Raw genomic sequence first — 18358 nt, forward strand, 5'->3', positions numbered from 1 at the left:
GCGAGGCGTCGCACCCTGCCAAGATTTGCGATGCCCCGTTTTACGATGCCCTGTCTCGCCGTCGCCGCACTCGGCCTGCTATCGGGCTGCGCCACGCTCGGCTCGCTGATGTCGCCCTACAGCGAAAAATTCTCCTGCAAGAACCGTGATCACGGGCAATGCATCCATCCCGATCAGGCCTATGCCGATGCGGTGGCGGGCGTGCCCTCGCGCTCCGATCCCGCCGTCACCCATGACAAGGCGATGCTGAAGGGCACTCCGGACACCGCACCGGCTACGGGAAGCGCGAGGTCAGCAAAGCAGGCCCCCTCGCCCTATTATTCCTATCGCGACAGCGTCTATCGCGAGATGCAGGGGCTGATCGAGGCGCCGACGACGCCCATGCTACGCCCGGGGCGCACCGTGCGCACGCTGATCATGCCCTATGCCGACCGCGAACGGCCCGACCGGCTCTATATGCCGCGCTACGTCTTCTCGATCCTCGAACGCCCGCAATGGGTGGTGGGCGACTATCTGGTGAACCCGGTCGAGCCCGCGGCGCGCGTGCCCGTGCTCGAACAGGTCAAGGACAAGGGGCACGCCGACCCGGCGGAAGCTGCAACCCTGGGCGATCCCGCGCCCGTCCCTGCCGCCGCGCCCGAGGAGCACCGCCCATGAAAGCGCTCGGCCATGAAGGCGCGGGCGGCCTCAGCTTCGCCCGCCTCCAGCGCGCCGTCGCCCGCGACACCTACTCCGACTATCTCCCGCTGGTCGCCTGGGACGCAGAGGAAGAAGCCTTCCTCTGCATCGACGATGGCTGGGGCTATGCCTGGGAGCTGGTGCCCACAGCCTATCTCTTCGGCCATGTCCATCAGGCGCTCACCGGCCTGTTCAACATCCACTTCCCCGAAGGCACGGTGCTGCAACTCCATTGCTTCGCCGATCCGGTGATCGACGCCGCGCTCGACGCTTTTCTCGATTTGAAGACCAGGCCCGATCCGCTGATCCAGGCTTCGGCGCGGCGCATGGCGGACTATCTGCGCGAGGGCACGGCGGGGCTTGCCGCCATGCACGACATCCCCTTGCGCGATTTCCGGCTGTTCCTGTCGATCAAGACCCGCGAGGCGCTGGGACAGGATCTGCGGCGACAGGTCGAGGAACAGCTCGCCAAGCTGGCGATCCGGCGCATGGAGCCTGAGGAAACCGTCAGTTTCTATCGCCGCGTGTTCAATGGCCTGTTTACGCAAGTATCTGGCCATTTCGCCGATGGCAGCGATGGTGCGCAGGCACGGCCGATCCGCAAACAAATCATCGATGCCGGGCCGGACCTCGCTTTCGACGGCCCGGAGGTCTTTCTCGGCAACCAGGTCGCGCGCTGCCTGACGCCGCGCAGCCCTGCCCGACGCATCACCGCCGAACGCGCCAATCGCCTGCTGGGCGGGATGCGCGGGAACGCCGAGGACAGCGATCAGATCGGCGGGCCGTTCCTTGTCACTCTGAACGTGTTGTTCGATCATTCGCAGTTCGAGATCCACAAGCGCGCGCAGATTCTCTCCGCGCAAAAGGCCGCCGGCTCGTTCGCGGTCGAAGTCGGCAAGCAGATCGACGAAATTTCCTGGGTGCTCGACGAAGCCGGCAACAGCCGGTTTCTCACGATCATCCCTTGCGTCTGGGTGTTCGGCCAGACCCGCGCCGAGGCCCGCGAGATGGCGGCGCGCGCCAAGCGGCTGTGGGAATCCGAGCCGCTCCCCTGGATGATGCAGGAGGAAAGCTACCTCAATCCTATCCTCTTGCCGATGAGCCTGCCCTTCGGACTCTATCCGGAAAAGCGCACGCTGCGCCTGCTCGAACGCGATTTCCGCATGCCGGTGCGCGCTGCCGTGCTGCTCGCCCCCGTCCAGACCGACTTTCGCGGCGGCGGCCGCCCGGCGCTGCTCTATGCCGGGCGCAAGGGCCAGCTCATCACCCTCGACCTGTTCGATCCGCGCATCAACAATTACAATTTCATCGTCTCGGCGGAGAGCGGCGCGGGCAAGAGCTTCCTCCTCAACAACCTCTGCCAGCAATATTACGCGCAAGGCGCGCTGATCCGCGTGATCGATATCGGCGGCTCCTACCGCAAGCTCTGCACGCTGTGCTCGGGCCGCTATATCGACATCGGCGAGGAGCGCCTGGTCCTCAACCCCTTCGACATGGGCTTCGCGCTCGACGGCGAGGACAAACAGTCGGCGATTTCCATGGCGGTCGCCATCGTCGCCGAGATGGCCAATGCGGCAACGCGCAAGGGCGTCTCCACCTCGGAATGGAACCTCCTCAAATCCGCGGTGCAGTGGACGATTGACACCGGCCGCGCCGAACAGGGCATCGATGCGGTGCGCGAATGGCTGGGAAGCTACCCCGCCGGCGCCCTCACCGATCTCGACCGGGTCGAGCATCTGGTCCCCGCCGCGCGCGAACTTGCGTTCAACTTGCGGGACTTCGGGTCGGACGGGGCTTACGGCCATTTCTTCAACGGTCCGTCGAGCTTCGACATCTCGCGCGACGAATTCGTGGTGCTCGAACTCGAACGCCTCAAGGCCATGCCCGACCTCTTCAACGTCATCGTCATGGTGGTGGTGAACGCGGTCACGCAGGAGCTTTATCTCTCCGCACGCGACAAGCCCCGCTTCGTGCTGTGCGACGAGGCCGCGCAGTTCATGACCCGCAGCGACGGACAGGATCTGTCGCGGCTCGCCGAGGCCTTCGGCCAGGGCTATCGCCGTGCACGCAAATATCAGGGCAGCTTCGGGGTCGTGCTGCAGAGCATGAACGACCTGCTGCTGTTCGGCGGCACCGGCCAGGTCATCCTCGAAAACGCCGCCACCCGCTTTCTGCTCCAGGGCTCGACTTACGAACAGGCCGCGCAGAACAAGATCATCGATTATTCGCCCTTCGTCCTCGATCTCCTGAAATCGGTGCGCAACGCCAAGCCGCATTACAGCGAGGTCTTCATCGATAGCCCGCTCGGGCTCGGCATTGCCCGGCTCGTCGTCGATCCCTTCTCCTACTGGATCAACACCTCGGCCCCCAACGAGGTCGCTGCCTTCGAGGCGCTGCTGCGTGCAGGTTCGAGCCCGCTCGAGGCGGTGTGCTGGCTCGCCGGCGTCGATCCCGCGACCATCCTTCCCCAGCCCCAGGAGTCTTGACCCATGAGCAGGCATGTTTCCGACCCGAACCAGATGCCGATGGTCTTTGGCCAGACCGAGGCCACCGAACGCATGATCGAAGCGCGCGTCGCCATCCGCGCCGAAAACGAAGCGATCCGCTGGCGCCTGCGCCTGATCCTCACCGAAAGCTGCCTGATGACGGCGCTGGTGGTGGGCGGCGGTTTGGCGGTCAAGCTGCCGATCATGGTCGTGCTGCGCAGCAGCGCGCTGATCGGTCTCGCCTGTCTTGCGACGGGCTTCCTCCTCATCGGGCTGTCCGTGGTGACGAACCATCTCATCACCCGCATCCGGTTGAAGCTCACCGAATGGGGCGCTCGCTCATGATCGACGTCGCAAGCCCGTTCGATCCTGATCATGGGGATTGGCCCGATCACGGGGATTGGTCCGCTCAGGCGCCAAGACACGAACATCCCCATTATCCCTACCCTGCCTGGCACGATGCCCAGATCTGGAACGGCGATCCGGTTCCACCCTGGCGGCTGCTCTACGACCGCACGGGACATTACGGCTACGATGGTCCGATCTATTACGATCATCTCGATGACCGCATGATCGTCGAGATCACCAGCCCGCTCGGCTTTGAACTCCTCCTGCCGAGGCACCTCGAAGCGGTGTCGCTGCTCGTGGGTTTCATCGCGGCGTTCGTCTGCCTCATGCTGCACATGCCGCTGATCGTCGCTGCCTGCGCCGGGACGATGTCGGCCTGCCTGTTCGGCTTTGCCGGTGTGGAACGCGTTCTCCAGCGGCGAATTTTCTACAGCACCCATGAGGACGATATCTATGCCTAGGCCAGAATCCAAGCCTGGGACAGCGTTCCTCGCCTTGGCGCTGGCGAGCTGCCTGCCGGTGGCGGCCCATGCCGGAACCTCAACGATCGGGCGAACCTGGCCGATCGTGGAACCCGATGCGCTCACCGAAATCGAGAGCCGGGTCGCCGGCCAACCCGCCAGCATCACCGGAAAATTCGGCGCCCGCAGCCAGTGGAGCGCCATGCGCTCGGCATCGCTCGCGCGCACCGCGTTAAGCCGCACGCGCTATGTCGTGCCCTTCTATACGCTCGATCAGGATATCACCCTCCCCGGCGGCAGGCTGCTCTACGCCAAAGGCTACACCTTCAATCCGCTCGCCTATGTGACGCTCGCCCAGCGCCTGATCGTGGTGCAGCCCCGCGATCTCGACTGGGCGCTGGCCCAGGCGCGTCCCAGCGACTTCATCCTGCTTGCCGCTGGCGGTCCGCGTGATGCCGACGCGATCGCGCTCGGACAAAAGCACGCCCGCGCCCTCTTCATCCTCGAGGATCGGGTGAAGACGCGCCTTGGCCTCACCGTCGCGCCGGTCATCGTCCATCAGGTCGGCCAGCGGCTGCAACTCGATGAGGTGCGCCTCGAGAACGGGAAGCCCCGGTCATGAAGGCCCGCCAACTCGCCCGCGCTGGTGCCGGCGCTGTGCTAGCCGCGCTCTGCGCCATAGCGAGCCCGGCCCATGCCTCGAAATGCGAGGTGGGCACGACCTTCAACCCCATCACCAAGGTGCGCTGGAACTGCATCTTCCCGATCACCATCGGCGGGGTGCGGATCGGCTCTTACGACAAGCTCGACAAGGCGCTCGACGCCGAGAGCGCGTCCAAGCCCCTGTGCGCCTGCCGCAAGGGCGCGACCTTCTGGTTCGGGGTCAAGGTCAGCTTCTGGTCACCCAATCGCATGGTCGATGTGGTGACCGAACCGGGTTGCATGATGGCGCTCGGCGCCGATCTCATGTCCACCGGCGGCAAGCTGCAAGGCAGCCAGTCGTCGATCGCCGACGGGACGAACACGAGGAAGATGTTCGCCCAGATGCACTACTACATCTCGCCGGTCTGGAAGATGCTCGACATGTTCACCGACCTGCCGTGTTTCGAGGACGACGGTTTCGATGTCGCGCTGATCACCGAGGTGATGCCGACCTGGCAATCGGGCACATTGGGCGCGATCATCCAGCCCGTGGGCATCCTGTTCGGCAATCCCGCCGCCGGCCTTGCCTGCATGGCCGACAGCGCGGCCGCCGCCGCGGGCAAGACGCTCGATCCGCTATTCTGGTGCATGGGTTCCTGGGGCAACACCTACCCGGTCGCCGGCGACATCCATTTCGACGATTCGGTCGAAGCCTGGGCAGGGCTCGCCTCGCGCGGCATTTTCATGATGGGGCGCCTGGGGCTCCTCACCATCAGTTCGAGCGACGGCTGCTCGTTCAAGGCGCAGCCGGTCTGGACCAAGAGCCGCTACAAGCTCCAGATCATGGAGCCGGTCAAGGGCGGCAAATGCGTCAATATCGGCCGTCCCGGTTCCTTGTGGACCTCGGCCAAGCACGCGCCGGGCAAGGACAACGCCCAGTTCATGATCTTCGAGAAGACCATCTGCTGCGCAGGGGTTCCAATCCCATGACCCGCAGTTCCATGAGCATCCCCCTTCCCCCAATCTTCGCGCCAATACCGGGCCTTGCACGGCCTGCCCGCCACAGTGCCCCTGGCGGCCTGGGTCGGCGTGAAGACGGAGCGACGCCGCAATCTCCTCCCGGCGGCGTCGCTCCACCTGTGGTCAGCACGGCCATAGCCCCCCTGGCGACAACAGCCCCCGTCGCCACGGCCGTGCTGACCACCTTTGAGGGACAGGCAGTGTTTCGCATTGCCCATGGCGATGGGGCGGCATTGCCCGAAGGCATGCTGTTTCGCCTGCGCAAAGGGCTTCGCGCCGTGACGGGAGGCACCCGATGAGCCGCGCCGCCCATTTCGCCTTGCCTGGCCTCGCGGCGGTGATCGCCTGTGCGCTGGCAGGCGCGGCGTGTGCGCAAACCGTCGAGGACCGCGCCCGCGCCGCCGCCAGCGCCGCGCAGGCCAAAACCTCCGACAGCGATGCGCTGCAACAGAACTATCTGACGCCCGGCCTTGCCGGAAATGCCGTCACCACCGTCGATGGCAGCAAGAGCTTCATCCCCTCCATCGCCTGCCAGAAGACCGCGACCATGCTCGAACTCCTCGCCCAGCCATCCGCCACCGGCGACATCGGCATGCTCACCATCTCGCGCGACAGCGATCTCGACGGCAGCTTCGATCAAGTGCTGCATGTGCCGAGGCCCATCTCGGGCGTGTGCGCCAATGGCGTGATCGCCTGCGATCCCGGCACATGGAACAATTGTCACGATCTGCGCTGGAGCGTCGGCAGCGACAATGTGCTCAAGCTCGATGAAGTCGATCAGAGCCAGCTTGCCGGCTGCTATTGCATCAACAATGCCTGCGGCAGCAATCTCGCGTGGGGAAATCTCGCCACCGTGCTCAAGGATCTGGGCGGCGGCGTGGTCGGCGCGCTCACCACCGCCGATCCGCGCATCGGCGTCGCTGAGGCCGCCATCGATGGCCCGGTGATCCGCTATACCGGCGCGCAGACTACCGCCTGCACCTCCAACCCGTCCGTGACGGCCACCACCTACGCCAGCAACCCTTCGGCGCTCTCGGGCGATGCTTATGCCGCCTCGCAGGCAAGCAGCGTATTCCAGATGCTGGCAGGATCGCCAGCCGGGCTCGGCAAGACCGCCTCCTCACGCGACTGCGCGATCACCCGCAATCTGACGCTGACTTCGGTCGCGGCCTCGGACGTTATCCAGCGCACCGCCGGGGGCTACGCCACTTATGACGACGGCGCGGGCAACGTGGATTTCGTGATGGGCTCGCCGTCCGACAACACGCTCTATGGCGGCGCCTGCGGCTTCTTCGATTTTCGTATGACGATCCATGTCGAGCAGCCCGACCGGCTGAAGGCGGTCACGCTACCGACATGGTTCGTCGACGATTGGGGGCAGGTCCGGATCGACGGGACGCTGATCTCCTATGGGCCCGGCGCCTGGACAGGTTCGGGCTATCCGCCCGGTTCGTGCGAGCTCGGGCGCACCAATTATTTCTATCCGAACATCGATCTCATGCCCTGGATGACCAAGGGCGACCACGAGATCTGGCTACATGTCGCGGTCGGTGACCATGGCGAGGCCTATCTCCAGGTCCACGCCGAGGTCGATACCTCTTGCCGCCTCACCGAGACGCTGACCGATGGCTGCATGGGCAATGCCGCCGATCCAACCTGCACCTTGCAGAACGAGACGGTCGATGGCGTCGAGACGTTCCGGGGCGGCGTCGCCACCGGTCTCAAGCCGCTGGCCCAGAGCCGCATCGTCAGTTCGGCCACTTGCTCACAAACCGTCACACGCGACTTCTTCGAGCGCGACCGACGCTATCAATGCGTCGCATCTACGACCACGCCCGACCTTTCGCGCGGCGGTTATATCATCGATCATTCGACCGAGACCCTGCTCGCCGACCGCACCACCGCCGCCGACGGCACAGTCACCACCACGACCAGTCCCTTTGCCCTGCCGGACAGGGGCACGGTCCCCTCCTGCGAAGCGATCTGCAAGACCCGCGCCCCCAAGACCAATGCTGACGCCGCGCTCGATGGCGTGGTGGGCGCAAAGCAGAACAATCCTTCCGGCTACGACACCTTCTATCACACTTGCACGAGCAACGGCGCCGGGGTGAACACTTGCCCGCTGGGCGCCGGCGAGGAACTCGTCACCGACTGCGGCTGTCTCGACGATTTTCCCGAGGCGGTGGTGATGATGCAGACCGTGCGCCTCGGCGGCGCCGATCTCGTCTGCACGGCGACGCAAAGATGAGCGCGGCTTCTCCTCTCGTCCGCCGCCTGCTGCCCGCATTGCTGGCGGCAAGCTGCCTGACCTTCGGCATCGCCCCCTCCGCCCGCGCGCAGGAACAGCAGCTCTGCGCCGCCGATCTCAACGGCAATGGCGACGCCGCCGATCCCGGCGAGATCGCCAGCTGCACCGCCATGCAGGCAGGCAGCTATCTCTGCCCACTGCAACGCACGGATTGCGTGGCGGACGCGCTAGGGGCCTATAGCTGTCCGCTCGGAACCCAATACCAATGCCTGACGCCTGTCGCGGGCGGCACCCCGGCCTGCTCGCCCAATGCCTGCGCACCCGTCAGCACCGCGATCACCACGCCCCCCGTGGTCGATGATCCCGGCGCGCCTAATGACGGCGCGAGTGATGCAGCCGGCAATTGCTATGGCGCCATCGAGATCTTTTCGGGGCGCGCGCTCAGATGCCGTCCGCCGGGCCTGCTCGACACATTCTCCAATTGCTGCCGCAATCGCGGGACCATCGTCAAGGACGGGATGGGCTCCTCGCTGGGTTCGCTCTCGACCAAGATCGCCGTCGCCAAGGGTGTCATCTCCGGCATGCAGGCGGCTTATGCGGCTTTTCAGGCAGGGTCTTCGGCGAGCGAGGCCGCAAGCGCCGGCGCGGGCGCCATCATCGGTATCGACCCCACCTCGCTGGCGATCAGCCTTGCGGTCAATCTCGTCATCGAATTCCTGCTCTCGGGCTGTGACAGCCAAGACATGGAAGCTGGCATCCTGCGCGGCTCGGGCATGTGCCACGAGGTCGGCAGTTACTGCTCCTCCAGCATCCTGGGCATCTGCATCCAGAAGTCGGTCGGCAATTGCTGCTTCAACACCAAATTGGGGCGCATCATCCAGGAGCAGGGCCGTCCGCAATTGAAGTCGTTCAACGCTGTTGGCTGGGGCACGCCAAAAGCCCCCTATTGCCGGGGCTTCACGCCCGAAGAGTTTCAGGCGCTCGATTTCAGCAAGATGGACCTTTCCGAATATTATTCGGACATCGCGTCCCGCGCGCAATCCGACATCCAGATCGACATGAAGGACAAGATCGATGCCTATATGCAGACGGTCAAACCTTGACCGCGCCTTCCTGCTGGCAGGCACCCTGCTCATCGCGTGTCCCGCGCTGGCGCAGGACAAGGCCCAGCCAGCAGCTACCTCCACCGATGCGCGCGCTGCTGCGCAGGCGCAAGGCGATGCCGTGATGGAACGCCTGAAAGCGGCAATTGCTGCGCAGCAAAAGCAGGCCAGCACAGCAACACCGGCCGTCCCGGCACTACCCGCCCTGCCCGATAGCGAACGCCGCCGCTCCTTCGAAGGGTTGCACCGGCGCGCGCCATCGCCCGCTATGGACGCACGCGCCCGCTCGGCGTTCGACCATGGCCAGGCCGGACTTGCCGAACAGCGCGAGGCGATGGCGAAGCGCGTGGCGCAGGCGCTTGGACTGGAAGCGCCCGATACCGCTGCCCTTGCAGGCGGTATCGCACCGCTCGCGCCCAAGACCCGTGTGCCGGTGATCTTCGCCTCTTCCTCGATGCCGCTCGATGAATTGCGCGCCTATGCCGCACAACTAGAGCCAGTCGGCGGTGTGATCGCTTTTCGCGGGATGCCGGGCGGCCTGACCCGGATCGGGCCAATGGCGAAGCTCACAGCGCAAATGCTGCGGCTCGATCCCGGCTGCGAGGGCCCCGCCTGCGTCATGCGCAAGGTGCAGGTGATCGTCGATCCGCTGGTGTTCCGCCAGCACGGCGTCACCCGCGTGCCCGCACTCACCCTGATCCCCGGCGATCCCACCCAGCCCTATTGCGAGCGCGAGGATAACAGTCCCCATGGCAACCACGTCGTCTATGGCGATACCGCGCTCTCCGGATTGCTCGATGAATATGCCCGTCTGGGCGGACAAGATGAGGTGCGCGATGTTCAGACTAGCCTGGAACGCCGCTAGGACCGTGTGGCCCGAGGTGAAACTGCTGCCTTTGCGCGCTGCCGTGGCGCTCGGCAGTTCGGGCCTGGGCCAACCGCCCCGTCCCGAACAGCTCTGGAAGGCTTTTGGCATCGTGCTCCCCGTAGGTCTCCTGACCTGGTGGGCCATCCCGCAGGTGACGCTGGTCGCCAGCCCCTCGATCGATGCCTGGGTCGTGCGCGCGGCACCCGGCGCAATCGCGCGCGGTGATCTCGTCTCGTTCAAGCTCTCGCATCCGCTCGCCGGTCCCAAACCCGTCGATGTCACCAAATATGCCCTGTGCATGCCGGGCGACAGGATCGACATGATCGAAAAGCCGTCACCGATGCAGCCCGGCTCGTGGGATGGCTGGTACTATTGCAACGATAAGTTGCTCGGCGTCAGCAAGCCCGTCGGGCGCGGCCGCCACCCTCTTGACCACTGGCATCCGGCATCGCGCATCATTCCCGCCGGCTATGCCTATGTCGGCTCCGCGCACAGGGACAGCTTCGACAGCCGCTATTACGGACCCGTGCTGCTTTACCGCCTGCACCGGATGGAGAAGGTGCTGTGAGGCGGCCCGTTCTTGCCGCGCTCGTGCTGCTGACCGCATTGACGCCTGTGGCCCACGCCCAGGATGGCGGCTTCTCGCCTGCCGTCGATGCCCGTCAGGGCTATTGGTGGTATCAGGCGCCGCCCAAACCCGCCGACGACAAGCCCGATCCCGATGCGCTGGTGAAGCCCGCTATCCCGCCGATGGCGGAGCTGGCCACATGGACCCCGCCCAAGATCCGCAAGCTGATCGAAGCGCAGCGCGATTATGCGGCAACCGTGCTGACGGTCGATGCGGTCGCCGATTTCTGGAAGCTCGAGGACTTCGCCCGCCGCAAGGCCCGGGCCTTTGCCGGCGTGACGCAGATCGCCATGCTCCAGCATCCCGAACTCAATTCGAAATCCGCCAATCCGATGGTCGGCGAAGCGCGCGACCAGTTGCTGGCGCAGAAGGATGCGGTGCGGCGGCAATATCTGCGCGCCCACGCCGGGGAATTCGCGCTCGTCATGTTCGGCCGCTCGACCTGCGGCTATTGCCGGGTGCAATGGCCGATCGTCCAGCGCTTCCAGGACGAGATGGGCTGGCAGGTCACGCTGATGGACCTCGATCGCCGCCCGGATCTTGGGGCACGCTTCGGGGTGGAGGTGACGCCCACCACCATGCTCATCCGGCGCAATTCCGCGCAGCGCATGGTCATCGCCAATGGCGTCGAGGCCTATCCCAACCTCATCCAGACCGCCTACAATGCGGTGCGACTTCTCTCGGGAGACATCCGTCCCGAGCAGTTCCTCACCGGAGCGGGCGAAGAGGACGGTTTCTTCGACGCGCTCGCCAATGGGCCGGTCTCGCCGACCGATCCGCGCGTCATCAGCGGCGATCTGGTGAACAGCGGTGCGCGGCCATGAAAACCGTCCGGAATTGCCTGCTGGCGATCGCGATGCTTGCCTCTTCCCCGATGGTATCGGCCCGTCCGATCACCCGCGAGGATGCGGCGCGCGCCGCGATCCATCCCGTGACGAATGTCGCCGACATGCAAGGCTGGCTTGCCCGTGTGCCGGTAACGCGCGAGTTCCCGCCCGATTTTGCCGCAACGCTGGCAAGTGCTGCGCCCTACAGCGTGATCGAAATGACGACGGCGCCCGGTTGCATTCCCTGTGCAGATCTGTGGAACAAGCTCAGCACCTTGCGCATCCGCTATCACTGGCAGGTGCGCACGATCAGCGGCGAGGAAGCCCTGTTGCGCTCGGGACGGCTTGGCCTGCCCTGGGTTGGTCATCCCGTGGCCTGGGTGCGGCCGGCGAGCGATCAGGGACGCACGATCCCCATTGCCGTCGGCACCGATCACTTCGTCAATATGGCGCGCAATGCCTATCTCGCGACCAAGATACTCGCCGGTGTCAGGCCCGATGTCGCCCTGCGCGCCATGGCCAAATATACCGGCATCGTCGGCGTCCCCCTGAAACAGCGCGCTCAATGACTGCCCTCACCCATCATCGACCCACGAAGTCGCCGCGCATGGCGGGCCGACGGCTTCGTCTCCCTGTCCCAAGAAGAGGCCCGCCATGCCCAAGCTTTCCCACGCGCTGAACCTGTCCGCCATCGCCCTGCTCGCCGCCTGCGCGGCAAGCGAACCCGCGCACGCGCAAAGCTGGGCGGAAAGCTGGTTCGACAATGTCACCTACACCTCGCCCGGCAGCTTCTCCGACCAGACCCGCGGCTATGTGACGGCAGGCGGCATGTCGGGCCGCGTCGATGTGCATGACGACTACCTGATGTCGCTCTCGCTCCCCAAGGTGAAGGCGGGCTGCGGTGGCATCGACATGTTTCTGGGCGGCATGTCCTTCCTCGATCCCGACTATCTCGTCCAGAAGCTCGAAAGCATCCTGCAAGCCGCGCCCGCCGTCGCGTTTCAGTATCTGCTCGAAACCCTCGACGAGAAGATGGGCAACATCATCTCGAAGATGGAGGCGGCCACCAATTACCTGAACTCGATCCAGGTCAACGACTGCCGCCTCGCCAACCGCATGGTGCAGATCGCCAAGGGCGACGACAATATGAGCGGGATCATCGAGGAAATGACCGGCTCCAAATCCGTCTCGGAAGGCTTCGCCAAGAGCTACCAGCAGAGCCGCGAGAAGATCCAGTCGAACAAGGGCAACCCGACCGAGGATCTGAAGGACGCCCTCGAAAACTGCCCCTCGGAAGTGACCGACATCTTCAAGACCGGCTCTCTTCTCGCCCATGCCGCGAGCCGCGTCGGCGCGGGCGACTGGGCGGGCGTGATGCGCGCCCGCGTCGGCGACATCTACATGCGCTGGGATTCCACCGACAAGGTGCCGATCTTCTCGGCGATCCCCGCCTGCCCGCATCAGGACACCGATTCGCCGGATGATTTCCTCTCCGGCAAGGTCCAGACCCGCGCCCTCAACGTGCCCCCGACGGCCGCCGACTGCTCGAACGACAGCGGCAAGGGGGCGCTTGAACTTGCCCGCAGCCGCATGCAGTCGATCGCCACCAAGATCCGCACCCGCTCCGCGCTCTCGACCGACGAAAAGCAATTCGTCGCCAATGTGAACACATTGCCGGTCTATCGCCTGCTCGAATGGGGTGTGCGCCAGGGCGTGCCGGATTCGGTGATCGGCGATACCGACCAGCTGGTGGCGCTCTCCCTCGCCTATCAGATGCTGAACGATCTCACCCGTTCGATCGACTTCGCCGTCACCAACGCCGAGCGCGGCACCACGGTGGCCGGGGCTTCGAGTTCGGACAGCAACAAGATCTGCCAGACGAAAATCCTGTCCAAGGGCCTCGAGCAATTGCGCGACCTGCGCGAGGAAGTGCTGCGCCAGCGCGCCCAGATGCGCCAGTCCTATCTGGCGGCGCTGGGCCAGGCCAACCTTTCCGCCAGTTACGCGGGCCTCCTGCGCCAGCGCGACCGCGACGCACGCGAAGCCGCTGGCACCGCCTCCTATCGCAACCACTGATCCGAAGGGCCGCCCGCCATGCGCCTCCCCTTTTCGCGCCTGTTCCGTTCTGACCGCTCGCTTGCCGCGCTTCTGCTCGCAGCTCCCCTCGCCCTTGGCGCCACCCCCGCGCTGGCCGTCGATACGAGCTATTATACCTATGACGGCTTTGCCGAGACGGTCGACGCCTTCCACCTCGTTGCGCTGATCTTCGCCGATCCGCGCTACGAGACGCTGGTGGTGATCTGCGCGGTCGCGGGCATTGCGCTGGGTGCTCTGCTCGCCAGCGTGCGGGGCCAGGGCATGGGGCTAGTCGCGTTCGGTTTCCAGATGCTGGTCGGCATCGGCCTGTTCGTGGGGCTGGTGTCGACGACGGGCACGGTCCATGTCTACGACAAGGTGCGCAACGCCTATCAGCCGGTCGGCGGCGTGCCCAATCTCATCGTCGTGGTCGCAGGCACCACTAACCTCATGGAGCGGGCGCTCTCCGAGGTGATCGACGACAACACCACCGATCCCAACGCCAAGCTGGAGTTCGGCGCCGGCGGCCATGCCTTCGACCTGTTCTTGAACGCGGTGTCCCCGCGGGGGCCGATGACTGACACGTTCCTTGACGCGACGATCAAGGATTATGTCCGCCAATGCTACCCGGTGGCGCGCACCTCGGGCGCTTACAATGTCGATGATGATCAGTTGTTTCACACCTCGACCGACCTGCCCGCCACCTTCGCGGCGATGGCTGGTCCCGCAACCTACTCGACCGTCTACACCTCCGCCGACAAGGCGGGGACGACGATGAGCTGTTCGGATGCCTGGAGCGCCATCCAGACGCGCCTCTCCGATTCCACCTTGTTCGATGATTACGCCAAACAGGTCTGCCAGCGTACCGGCTATGACGTGACCGATGTGAACCAGTTGACCCGCTGCAAGAGCCAGCTCTGGAACATGGGCGACATGATGATGGGAACGCCGCTGACCATGCCGGCCTTCATGACCGACGTGATGCTCGGCAACGCCGTGGGCGATGTGCTGTTCGAGGACAGCCCGGCGACCGCCTCACGGGTCATGGCCAACCGGGCGGTGATCTCGAGCGGCCTCACCACCATGTCGGTGGCCAATGAATGGATGCCGACCATCCGCGCCACCGTGTTCGGCATCATGCTGTTCATGACGCCGATCGCCCTGCTGTTCATCCTGACCCCCATCAATCTGCGCGTCGCCAGCTTCACCTTCGGCCTGTTCGTGTTCGTGGCGCTCTGGGGCGTGATCGATGCTGGCATCTACCAACTGACCCATGGCCGGGCGATGGACGTGCTGGCCGAGATGCGCTCCAACCATGTCGCGGCCAATGCCTGGATGCTGGCGCCGTCCTCGGCGATGAAAGCGCTCGCCATCTTCGGCTCGTTCCGCACCGCCGCCGCCGGGCTGGCCGGGGCGTTCGTGTTCACCGTGTTCCGCCTGTCGGGCAACGTCTTCACCGCATTCACCGGCGAAGCCCTACAGGCCCAGGGCTTGGGTACCGCCGCCGCCGCGCCGCTGATGACGAAGGAAGGTTATGCTTCCGCACTCGAGTCGCAGGCTTCCGCCGCAGGCACGATGGCGAGGAGCGGGGCTTCGTCCAGCTTCGGGGACTTTGGCGAACGCAGCAACTTCGGCGCTAACCGCGGTTTCGGCATGGCAGGCACGGTGATCGGCGAGCACGGCAACGGGCTTGTCGGAGGCGCCGCCTTTGCCCTTGGCGGGATCGATGCATTACGCGAACTCGGCGGCCTCGCCCCGGCACTGGCCGGACGCGATCTTTCCAATCCCGCGGTCGCCCAAGCCGTGCGCGCCAATGCCGCGACCGGCGCCATCCATAATTTTGCCGAAAAGGATGCGCTGCGCAGCCTCGGCACCGGCTACTTCGGCCAGGGCCAGGCAGGCGAACGCGCCTTTGCCGCCTTCAGCCAGAACATGGTGCAGTGGAAAGCCTTCGGCGACACCCGCGCCTATGACATGATGCAATCGGGCGCGCAGCGGCATTTCGAGCGCACTGGCTATGATGTCAAGGATGCAGCACTGAAGGCCTCGACCGTCATCGCCCAGGCCTCGGCCGATCCGACTTTCGCCAAGCTCTCGGCCAATGCCTTCGACCAGGAACAGATGCTGCGTAACGACATCACCGGGGCCGAAGTGCAGGTCGGCGCCATGGAAGGCCGCCGCGACTTCGCAAGCAGCCATGTCGCCGCCACCGAGCGCGGCAATGTCGCGACCGAGCAGGCCTGGCGTACCGGCAGCAATGCCGGGCAACGTCACGCCGCCGCCATGCTGGGACTCTCGCTCGGTGAAACCAGCCGCCGTATCTCCTTCATCAACGGCCTCAGCGGCGAGGCTCGTTCTTCCGCCGTCACCCAGTTGTCCCGTGCGACGGGTCGCAACGAGGCGCAGGTCATGCACGCTCTCGAAACCTATAATGCCGCAACCCAATTGGGGACGGCCGACGGCGCCACCGCCGAAGCGGCCCGCGAGCATACCGGCGTCTACAGTCGGACCCGCGAAGCGGCGGGCTACGACTTTGCTGAAAGGTCGGGCAAGCTTGATGCCCAGCGCGAGGTCGGTACCGCTGGCACGCGTTCTTCCGCACGCATCGGTGAGGAGCGCCGCCAGGCCGACAATGCCGGCTTTGCCCAGGGCGCGGCGGCCGCCGGCGTCTCGGTGCGTGAGGCGGCGCGGCTCGACAGCTTTATGCAGGCCCTCACCCGCACCGCAGGAAATCAGACCGATATGGCAGAAGGTGGTGTCGGCGGCGTTACCGATCGCGCCCGCAACGAGCGGCTTGGCCGGATCGTCGACAATGAGCGCCTGACCCGGATGCAGAAGCTGCTGGCAGACCATGGCGTGAACCTGACCAAACGGCAGATCGCCATGGACCAGAACGGCGATCTCAACCTTAATCTGACGCCCGAGACCGCCGCGGCGCTGTGGAAGGGCGGCCTCATCAACGAAAGCCAGCTCGGCGCCGTCGCCAATGGCGGGCGGGCGCGCTTCAGCTTCGCGCATAACGATCTGCTCGTCTCCAGCAGCACTGGCTACAGCCAGTCGGCGCGTTCGGATACCAGCACCCGCTTCGAGGCGGGCAAGCAGGCCGGCCCCGATACCGTCGAGCATTTCCTTGGTGATGGCCAGCAGGGTCAGGCGATGATGGCGAACTGGCTCAAGGGTGGGTTCGAGATGGATCGCAAGGGACAGTGGCGTTTGAAGCCGCAGGTCGCCGATACGCTCACCCGCGACGTGCAAGCGATCGTGGCGCAGACCGGGTGGCAGCGAAGCCTCTCACGCTCGGCGCAGGACCAGACCTCGATGGGCACGGACATCAACGCCGGGATATCTGCGTCCGCTGGCCGTGGAGGTGGCGGCAGTGCCAGCAAGTCGGGTGGAGGCTCTGTCGGTGCCGGGATTAGCGGCGGGATCGGCTTTACCAGCACTGATCGCGGGATCACTACCGAGAATGCGGAAGCCAGCATGGACATCGTGAACTACGATGTCCGCAATGCGATTGCGGCAGCCGAGCGCAAAGCCGCTCATTCTCACGATCCGGTCCAAACCTTCACGCAGGAACTGCATAACCAGATTCTCGGACAGGACGGCTTGCGTAACCGCTACCTCGATCAGGCCGATTCTGGACGCGGCACCTTCGACATCACCGGGCCGCTGACCTCGATCGAGCAATCCTCGGTCCTCAAATCTGGTCGTTTCTCCATCGATCCCGATCATGGATCAGGCGATAGCGATAGCAGCTTCAAGGATCGCCGAGACAAGTGATGTCATTTGCGATGATGGAACCACTGCCAATGCAACCCGGATCGCGGGTCCAAAGGGTCAGCCGCAGGGTCACGCATCCCGCCCACGGACCGGGGCGGGAACATCTGCTCATGCGTCGGCGTGATCAGCACCCAGTCGCCACGATCCAGCTTGGCCCACACAAAAGGCACGCCGAGTACCGCAGCAGTGGTCATCGGATAGAACAGGATGTTGAGATAGCCAGAGGTGGCCGTCTCGTAGAAATCGAGTAGCCAGCCGGTTTGCTGCGCAAGAGCAAAGCCTGCCCACCACGCCAGCGATCCGGACCACCAGATTTTGGCGATCCGGGGGTGCCAGAGATAATCGCGCAGGCGGATGTGCGGCGCTGGAACTACAGCTTCGACCTTCGAATTCTCTGGCTCGCTGTCACGTTCCATCGACGTATCCCTTCAAGTTCCAATATAGCCCGTTTCGCGGAGGCGGGAAACGCGGTTCTGACGAAGCAACGAACAATTGCGCGCTCACACGCCCATATCGATCCCCTTAAACCGCCTCCCTCCCCATCACGATTATCGAAAATCCCTCCACAACTTCGAAGGAGACATTCTCACCTGGCATAACATGCGTCCGATCAAGGATCGCAACATTGAAAGAACGAACCGGAAGGCAAGCTGCGCTACAGGACCGAAGAGGTCTTGAACCTGCTTGCCCCGTGCCACGGACCTTCAATCTGCGCATTAAGCTGGCATCGGACTGATCATTCGCGCCCTGACATCACGAGTGACTCGATGAACGAACCGGAATGCGTGCAGTGCTACATACCCCGATTGGGAATTTTGAACCTGTACGACAACGTGCCTACGTCTTCCGCCATTCATGAAGCATGACGCAAAAGCTCGACGGGCAGCCTCGATCATCCCGAAGCCGCCCACTGAATTTTTGAAACCGCACCTTCACGCCGCGTCTCTGAACGCGGCGCGAAAACGCGCAACCAACTGTCGAGATTCAAGCGTTGGAACCAGGAAGAAGTTCGAAATGTGATCTATTGTCCCGACCAATTTTTCACTGACATAGTCGATATCCTACCCCTCTGGGGGCTCCCCGAAATTCCGCGCAAGCGGCGCTGGCGGGACAGATCGACGTGCCAGAAAATCCTCTCCCGATATGCGTTGCTGACCGCCCCGATCCCTTGGTGAGCCTGGCTGAGTCGTGCG

16 protein-coding genes are annotated in these 18358 nt (G+C 64.6%); 15 read left to right on the plus strand and 1 reads right to left on the minus strand.

The genetic code is table 11. The features are described 5' to 3' along the window. Positions 1-45 precede the first annotated feature (45 nt). The 15 genes from C8K14_RS02090 (at position 46) to C8K14_RS02155 (ending at position 17165) form a co-directional block, all read left to right on the plus strand. Positions 46-657 carry a TraV family lipoprotein gene (locus tag C8K14_RS02090; protein ID WP_233250862.1) on the plus strand — a complete coding sequence of 204 codons (612 nt, stop codon included), beginning with the start codon at positions 46-48 and terminating at the stop codon, positions 655-657. Continuing rightward, positions 654-3164: a TraC family protein gene (locus tag C8K14_RS02095; RefSeq protein ID WP_107715546.1), complete on the plus strand. Its 2511-nt coding sequence runs from the start codon at positions 654-656 to the stop codon at positions 3162-3164. Before C8K14_RS02090 ends, C8K14_RS02095 begins: the two co-directional genes overlap by 4 nt. A 3-nt stretch (positions 3165-3167) precedes the next feature. Beyond that, on the plus strand, positions 3168-3509 hold the full coding sequence (locus C8K14_RS02100) for a hypothetical protein (protein ID WP_107715547.1): 342 nt from the start codon (positions 3168-3170) through the stop codon (positions 3507-3509). Further along, positions 3506-3973, plus strand: coding sequence for a hypothetical protein (locus C8K14_RS02105; RefSeq protein WP_133726745.1), 468 nt, complete (start codon positions 3506-3508; stop codon positions 3971-3973). The genes C8K14_RS02100 and C8K14_RS02105 overlap by 4 nt, the downstream gene beginning before the upstream one ends. A 34-nt stretch (positions 3974-4007) precedes the next feature. Then, on the plus strand, positions 4008-4595 hold the full coding sequence (locus C8K14_RS02110; protein WP_107715549.1) for a conjugal transfer protein TraW: 588 nt from the start codon (positions 4008-4010) through the stop codon (positions 4593-4595). Further along, positions 4592-5605: a TraU family protein gene (locus C8K14_RS02115; protein ID WP_107715550.1), complete on the plus strand. Its 1014-nt coding sequence runs from the start codon at positions 4592-4594 to the stop codon at positions 5603-5605. The genes C8K14_RS02110 and C8K14_RS02115 overlap by 4 nt, the downstream gene beginning before the upstream one ends. A 203-nt stretch (positions 5606-5808) precedes the next feature. Next, entirely contained in the window at positions 5809-5934 is a 126-nt protein-coding gene (locus tag C8K14_RS23100) for a hypothetical protein (RefSeq protein WP_255420042.1), read from the plus strand. After that, positions 5931-7883 (plus strand): hypothetical protein, encoded by a 1953-nt coding sequence (locus C8K14_RS02120; protein WP_233250864.1) that lies wholly within the window; start codon positions 5931-5933, stop codon positions 7881-7883. The genes C8K14_RS23100 and C8K14_RS02120 overlap by 4 nt, the downstream gene beginning before the upstream one ends. Next, a complete protein-coding gene (gene traN / locus C8K14_RS02125) occupies positions 7880-8986 on the plus strand; it encodes a conjugal transfer protein TraN (RefSeq protein ID WP_107715551.1) in 1107 nt (368 codons plus the stop codon). Before C8K14_RS02120 ends, traN begins: the two co-directional genes overlap by 4 nt. Further along, the gene (locus tag C8K14_RS02130) at positions 8958-9851 is read left to right on the plus strand and encodes a type-F conjugative transfer system pilin assembly protein TrbC (protein ID WP_107715552.1); all 894 of its coding nucleotides are present in this window, start codon (positions 8958-8960) and stop codon (positions 9849-9851) included. The genes traN and C8K14_RS02130 overlap by 29 nt, the downstream gene beginning before the upstream one ends. After that, entirely contained in the window at positions 9823-10422 is a 600-nt protein-coding gene (locus C8K14_RS02135; protein ID WP_107715553.1) for a S26 family signal peptidase, read from the plus strand. The genes C8K14_RS02130 and C8K14_RS02135 overlap by 29 nt, the downstream gene beginning before the upstream one ends. Further along, a complete protein-coding gene (locus C8K14_RS02140; RefSeq protein WP_369974027.1) occupies positions 10419-11306 on the plus strand; it encodes a conjugal transfer protein TraF in 888 nt (295 codons plus the stop codon). The genes C8K14_RS02135 and C8K14_RS02140 overlap by 4 nt, the downstream gene beginning before the upstream one ends. Further along, complete coding sequence (locus C8K14_RS02145) at positions 11303-11878, plus strand: hypothetical protein (RefSeq protein WP_369974028.1); 576 nt, start codon at positions 11303-11305, stop codon at positions 11876-11878. Before C8K14_RS02140 ends, C8K14_RS02145 begins: the two co-directional genes overlap by 4 nt. Positions 11879-11963: 85 nt before the next feature. Beyond that, entirely contained in the window at positions 11964-13385 is a 1422-nt protein-coding gene (locus tag C8K14_RS02150; protein ID WP_107715556.1) for a conjugal transfer protein TraH, read from the plus strand. 18 nt (positions 13386-13403) lie between these two features. Then, on the plus strand, positions 13404-17165 hold the full coding sequence (locus C8K14_RS02155) for a conjugal transfer protein TraG N-terminal domain-containing protein (RefSeq protein WP_107715557.1): 3762 nt from the start codon (positions 13404-13406) through the stop codon (positions 17163-17165). 2 nt (positions 17166-17167) lie between these two features. On the opposite strand, the gene C8K14_RS02160 is transcribed toward C8K14_RS02155, so the two are convergent. Next, positions 17168-17581 (minus strand): hypothetical protein, encoded by a 414-nt coding sequence (locus C8K14_RS02160; RefSeq protein WP_107715558.1) that lies wholly within the window; start codon positions 17579-17581, stop codon positions 17168-17170. Between the last annotated feature and the right edge of the window lie 777 nt (positions 17582-18358).

Source organism: Novosphingobium sp. GV079, from assembly GCF_003058045.1.
In the GTDB taxonomy this organism is placed as follows: domain Bacteria; phylum Pseudomonadota; class Alphaproteobacteria; order Sphingomonadales; family Sphingomonadaceae; genus Novosphingobium; species Novosphingobium capsulatum.

Excerpts from the sequence above, each read along its gene's own strand:
- C8K14_RS02150 (WP_107715556.1), top strand. The coding sequence starts at position 11,964 with ATGCCCAAGCTTTCCCACGCGCTGAACCTGTCCGCCATCGCCCTGCTC.
- C8K14_RS02100 (WP_107715547.1), top strand. The coding sequence starts at position 3,168 with ATGAGCAGGCATGTTTCCGACCCGAACCAGATGCCGATGGTCTTTGGC.
- C8K14_RS02135 (WP_107715553.1), top strand. The coding sequence starts at position 9,823 with ATGTTCAGACTAGCCTGGAACGCCGCTAGGACCGTGTGGCCCGAGGTG.
- C8K14_RS02090 (WP_233250862.1), top strand. The coding sequence starts at position 46 with ATGCCCTGTCTCGCCGTCGCCGCACTCGGCCTGCTATCGGGCTGCGCC.
- C8K14_RS02145 (WP_369974028.1), top strand. The coding sequence starts at position 11,303 with ATGAAAACCGTCCGGAATTGCCTGCTGGCGATCGCGATGCTTGCCTCT.
- C8K14_RS02115 (WP_107715550.1), top strand. The coding sequence starts at position 4,592 with ATGAAGGCCCGCCAACTCGCCCGCGCTGGTGCCGGCGCTGTGCTAGCC.
- C8K14_RS02155 (WP_107715557.1), top strand. The coding sequence starts at position 13,404 with ATGCGCCTCCCCTTTTCGCGCCTGTTCCGTTCTGACCGCTCGCTTGCC.
- C8K14_RS02130 (WP_107715552.1), top strand. The coding sequence starts at position 8,958 with ATGCCTATATGCAGACGGTCAAACCTTGACCGCGCCTTCCTGCTGGCA.
- traN (WP_107715551.1), top strand. The coding sequence starts at position 7,880 with ATGAGCGCGGCTTCTCCTCTCGTCCGCCGCCTGCTGCCCGCATTGCTG.
- C8K14_RS02120 (WP_233250864.1), top strand. The coding sequence starts at position 5,931 with ATGAGCCGCGCCGCCCATTTCGCCTTGCCTGGCCTCGCGGCGGTGATC.
- C8K14_RS02160 (WP_107715558.1), bottom strand. The coding sequence starts at position 17,581 with ATGGAACGTGACAGCGAGCCAGAGAATTCGAAGGTCGAAGCTGTAGTT.
- C8K14_RS02105 (WP_133726745.1), top strand. The coding sequence starts at position 3,506 with ATGATCGACGTCGCAAGCCCGTTCGATCCTGATCATGGGGATTGGCCC.
- C8K14_RS02095 (WP_107715546.1), top strand. The coding sequence starts at position 654 with ATGAAAGCGCTCGGCCATGAAGGCGCGGGCGGCCTCAGCTTCGCCCGC.